Source organism: Micromonospora sp. NPDC049799, assembly GCF_040656655.1.
Lineage (GTDB): Bacteria > Actinomycetota > Actinomycetes > Mycobacteriales > Micromonosporaceae > Micromonospora.
In genome coordinates this window covers 1-4575 of the sequence record NZ_JBFAMU010000398.1, presented here as the reverse complement: position 1 = coordinate 4575, position 4575 = coordinate 1, and the positions used below count along the sequence as shown (strand labels likewise).

Here is a 4575-nt window from a genome sequence, read left to right as displayed (position 1 = left end):
ACCCCCGGGGGACGGGTTTCCGGGGGTCGCGCGTCAGCGGGCCGTACCGGTCACCGGACCGTGCAGGTCACCGCGGCCGGTGTGCCGTTGCGGGTGGTCCAGCTGCCGAGGAAGCCGACGGTCGTGCTCGCACCCGCACCGAGCGCGCCGTTCCAGCCGGCGTCGCGGACGGAGACGGTCGCACCGGTCTGGGTGTGCGTACCTCCCCAGAGCTGGGTGACCCTCTGCCCGTCCGGGAACGTCCACCCCACCGTCCAGCCGGCGATCCCCGAGGTGCCGCCGTTGCGGACGACCACCTCGCCCTGGAATCCGCCGGACCATGATCCGGTGACCCGGTAGATGGCGAGGCAGCCGCCGGGAGGCGGGGTGGTCGGCGTCGGACCGGTGGGCGTGGGCGTCGGAGTCGTCGGCGTGGGCGTGGTCGGGGTGGGCGTGGGAGTGCCGCCGACCCGGTCGGCCACGAGGATGCCCCGGCCGTTGGTGCCGAGGTAGACCCGGCCGTACATCCGGGGGTCGCCGGTCAGGGCCTCGCCCGCGTTGCCGTACTGGTGCCGGTCGTCGTTGATCCGTACCCAGGTGGCGCCGGTGTCGTCGGAGCGGAAGACGCCGTGTTGGCCGTCGACCGTGCCGATGAGGAACAGCGCCGGGTACGTACGACCGGGAGCCGCCTTGCCGAAGCCGACGTTGCGGGCGCTCGTGACGGTGCTCGACCTCGTGAAGCTCGCCCCGCCGTCGGTGGAGCGCCACAGCCCGTTGGAGCCGGCCAGCCACAGCTCACCCGCCCGTCCCGGCACCGCCTTGAACACCGCGGAGGTGGGCAGGCCGGTGGCGGCGCTGGCGGTGAAGGTGGCGCCGCCGTCGGTGCTGACGTGGAAACGGCCGCCGCCGAAGCCGTAGAAGCGGTTCGGGTCGACCCGGTCGGACTCGACCGTCGCGTTCGCCGGGATGCCGGCGGACGGGGTCCAGGAGGTGCCGAAGCCGGTCGACCGGACGACGGCCTGGCCGGCGTCGCCGGGCGCCCAGACGAAGCGGCTGCCGTCGGCGGACGCCGCGACCGTGCCGCCACTGTTCACACCGGACGGTTCGGTGCCCTGGAACCAGGTCGCGCCGCCGTCGGTGGAGAACGCGACGTGGCTGTCGCCGGGGCGGTCGGCGTCGGTGAAGTTGCCGGCCCGCACCATGATCTCCGGCCTGGTCTCGGCGTAGTCCAGGCTCGTGGTGGTGGTGAAGCCGGGCCGGGTGAACATCATCGGCGGTACGGCGTCGAGATCGGTGTGCCGGAAGCCGCCGATGTCGCCGAGGCCGCTGACCAGCGGCGCCCCGGAGGGCGGGCTGACCAGGTCGAGCACGGCGGTCTCCTCCAGGCCCTTCGCCATCGGGCGGATGGTGAGCTTCTCGGCGGTGCCCCACTTCGTCAGGTCGGTGGTGCCGTAGATCGTCGCGCCGGTGCCGTACATCATCCGGTTGGGGTCGTGCGGGTCGATCTCCATCGACTCGGTCATCCAGCCCAGCTTCGGGGAGGTGTCCGGTGGGCTCGGGTCGGTGTTGCCGAAGGTGAGCCACGGCGAGGTGGAGACGTCCATGGTGTAGCGGAAGCTGCGCTGCGGGTACGACGTCCAGTCCCAGATCCGGCTCCACGTGGCGCCGCCGTCGGTGCTGCGGAAGAACTGCACGTCCGGCCACCAGGCGATCTGAGTGGCGACCATCAGGGTGTTCGGGTTCTTCCGGTCGATGGTCAGGCCCGAGTAGCCGAAGGTGTTGTCGGTGCTGGTCGACGGGACGGGGCTGATCCGGGTCCAGGCGCCGGTGGACCGGGTGAACTTCCAGACGTCGCCCTTGCCGCCGTCGTACGGGCCGCCGGTGTCACTGGTGGCGATGTAGAGGTGGCCGCCGACCGGGTCGACGACGCCCTTGTGCGCGAGGTAGCCGGTGGGCTGCCCAGGGATGCGCTCCCAGGTCACGCCGGCGTCGGTGCTCCGGTACACCGGGTTCTCCTTGTCCGCGACCCCGACGTAGACCGTCCGCGTGGCGGTGCCGGGCGTGCCGGTGGCGGAGTCGAAGCTGACCCAGGTCAGGCCCTGGTTCTGGCCGTCGTAGCCGTTCGGGTCGTTGGGGTTCACGCGGTAGTTGCCGGCGTTGGGGAAGCTGGCGACGCGGGCCCAGGTCGCACCGAAGTCGGTGCTGCGCCACAGGCCGTTGCCGCCCTCGGCGCCGTAGTAGACGACGTTGTTGCGGTTCGGGTCGACGGCGAGCCGCTCCCCCATGCCCCGGCCGGGCATGTTGCCGCCGTTCTTGAAGGGCAGCTCGGTGGCCTGCCAGGTGGCGCCCCTGTCGGTCGACCGCAGGATCGCGCCCTTGTTCGGGTCCCAGTCGTTGGTGTACATGCCGACGGCGGCGTACACCCGGTTGGTCTGCACGGGGTCGGTGGCGACGCTGACCACGCCGTTCCAGCCCCACTTGTCCGGGCCCACCCAGTCCAGCAGCGGCGTCCAGGACCCGCTGGTCTGCTCCCAGCGGTACAGGCCGCCGATGTCGGTGCGGGCGTAGATCAGGTTCTTCTCGGTCGGGTTGAAGACGATGCCGGGAACGAAGCCACCGCCGTCGATCCGGACGTTCTTCCAGGCGTACGCCTCGGCGGCCGGCGCTCCGACGGCGGTGAACGGCACCGCGACCACGGCCGCGACGGCGGCCAGCGCGGCCACCACCACGCCGACGACACTTCTCCGCATCTGCGGGTTCCTCTCGGGGGGAGGCCCGGACGCAGGGGGGACCTGGTGTCCGGGACGGGCGACGTGCGGTACTGGCCGGAGCTGCCCTGGCTTCCGGCGGTCGGCGCGTGGCTCCCGCATCCGAGGATCGGCTCACCCTAACCCATCCACACTGCTGCATGGAAGCGCTCCCAGGATCTCACCCGGGCCGGGTGAGGAGACGTCACCCGCACCGGCGGGAGGATCAGGAGGCGTGCGGCGCGTCCGGCGTCGGCATCGAGGAGGGAGTCACCGATGGCCATCGCGACGATCAGCCGTCTCGACCAGGAGATCCAGTCCGCCGTCCTCGACGAGTTGGCCTGGGAGCCCCGGGTCCGGCCGCACGAGATCGGCGTGACCGTCTCCGAGGGCGTGGTCAGCCTGACCGGCCGGGTGGACAGCTACGCGAAGAAATGGGCCGCCGAGCGCGCGGCGCACCGCGTCGCCCGGGTCCGCGCGGTCGCCAACGACCTCACCGTACGACTGGACGGCGGCGCCGAGCGGGCTGACCCGGACATCGCCGCCGCTGCCGCGCACACGCTGGAGTGGGACGCGTTCGTGCCGGTCGGGCAGGTCGACGTCACCGTCGCGCAGGGCTGGGTGACGCTGCACGGCGAGGTCGAGTGGGAGTACCAGCGCCAGGCCGCCGAACGCGCGGTGGCCCGGCTCACCGGCGTACGCGGGGTCGGCAACGGGATCACCGTCCGCCCCGGCATCCGGGCCGACGCGCACACCCTGACCGACCGGATCGTCGACGCCCTCGCCCGGAACCGGGCGACCGAGGCGGAACGGATCGACGTCCGGGTGCACGGCGACACGGTGGTGCTCAGCGGGCTCGTGCACTCGATGCCGGAACGGGCCGAGGTGGAACGGACAGTCTGGTCGGCGCCCGGTGTCCGGGAGGTGCAGAACCGCGTCGCCGTCGCCCCGGTGCTCGGCGCGGGCGGGCGGTGACGCGATGACCACCCCTCTCCAGGTGACCGCCCGACTCCGGACGCCGGTGACCGACATCGACCACGTACGCGGGCCGGTGGACGCGCCGGTGACGATCGTCCAGTACGGCGACTTCCAGTGCCGGTTCTGCGGTGCCGCGTACGCGAACCTCGCGGAGCTGCTGCGGCAGCGGGCGGAGACGGTCCGGCTGGCCTACCGGCACTTCCCGATCGCCAACGTCCACCCGTACGCGGAGAGCGCCGCCGAGGCGACCGAGGCGGCCGACCGGCGCGGACGGTTCTGGGAGATGCACGACTGGCTGTTCGAGCACCAGGACCAGCTCGACCCGGTGCACCTGTCGCTCGGCATCGAGCAGCTCGGACTACCCGCCGACGAGATCCGTGCCGAGATCGGGCGGCAGGAGTACGGCGACCGGGTGCGCCGCGACTTCGTCGGCGGCATCCGCAGCGGCGTCAACGCCACACCGACCCTGTTCGTCAACGACGTCCGCCACGACGGCGGCTACGACCTCCCGGAGCTCCTGACGGTGGTCGACGCGACCGCCAACCCGTGAACCGCTCGTGGCCGGAGGGCGGGATCAGATCAGGTGGAGGTCGCGGGCGCGGCGGACGGCGTCCCGGCGACGGGTCGCGTCGAGCTTGCGGTAGATGTTGCGGACGTGGGTCTTCACCGTGTTGACCGACAGGGACAACTCGGCGGCGATCTCCACGTTGGACAGGATGCTCTGCAGGTACCGAAGGATGGTCAGCTCCCGCTCCGTCAGCGGCTCGTCCAGCTCCGCCGGGCCCGGCCCTGGCGGAGGGCCGTCGGGCGGCTCGTCGACGCCGCGCACCAGGTCGCTGACCGTCGGCCAGTGCGCGGTGCCGGCGTCGAG

At 72.3% G+C, this 4575-nt stretch carries 4 protein-coding genes; 2 read left to right on the top strand and 2 right to left on the bottom strand.

Translation table 11 applies throughout. The annotated features are described in order from the left end of the window. Window positions 1–50 precede the first annotated feature (50 nt). Window positions 51–2729, bottom strand: a complete 2679-nt coding sequence (locus tag AB0I76_RS23065) for a cellulose binding domain-containing protein (protein WP_357039015.1) — start codon at window positions 2727–2729, stop codon at window positions 51–53. Window positions 2730–3002: 273 nt separating this feature from the next. Here AB0I76_RS23065 and AB0I76_RS23060 point away from each other — a divergent pair, with 273 nt between their 5' ends. Together AB0I76_RS23060 and AB0I76_RS23055 are read left to right on the top strand one after the other, a co-directional pair. Then, the gene (locus AB0I76_RS23060) at window positions 3003–3701 is read left to right on the top strand and encodes a BON domain-containing protein (RefSeq protein ID WP_357039012.1); all 699 of its coding nucleotides are present in this window, start codon (window positions 3003–3005) and stop codon (window positions 3699–3701) included. A gap of 4 nt (window positions 3702–3705) precedes the next feature. Further along, window positions 3706–4254 carry a DsbA family protein gene (locus AB0I76_RS23055; RefSeq protein ID WP_357039009.1) on the top strand — a complete coding sequence of 183 codons (549 nt, stop codon included), beginning with the start codon at window positions 3706–3708 and terminating at the stop codon, window positions 4252–4254. Between the two features lie 24 nt (window positions 4255–4278). Here the strand turns inward: AB0I76_RS23055 and AB0I76_RS23050 are convergent. Further along, the coding region (locus tag AB0I76_RS23050) for a helix-turn-helix transcriptional regulator (RefSeq protein WP_357039007.1) at window positions 4279–4575 on the bottom strand (297 nt) is incomplete at its 5' end.

What these genes read in the sequence shown, in the direction of transcription:
- AB0I76_RS23065 (WP_357039015.1), bottom strand. Translation starts at nt 2,729, where the DNA reads ATGCGGAGAAGTGTCGTCGGCGTGGTGGTGGCCGCGCTGGCCGCCGTC.
- AB0I76_RS23060 (WP_357039012.1), top strand. Translation starts at nt 3,003, where the DNA reads ATGGCCATCGCGACGATCAGCCGTCTCGACCAGGAGATCCAGTCCGCC.
- AB0I76_RS23055 (WP_357039009.1), top strand. Translation starts at nt 3,706, where the DNA reads ATGACCACCCCTCTCCAGGTGACCGCCCGACTCCGGACGCCGGTGACC.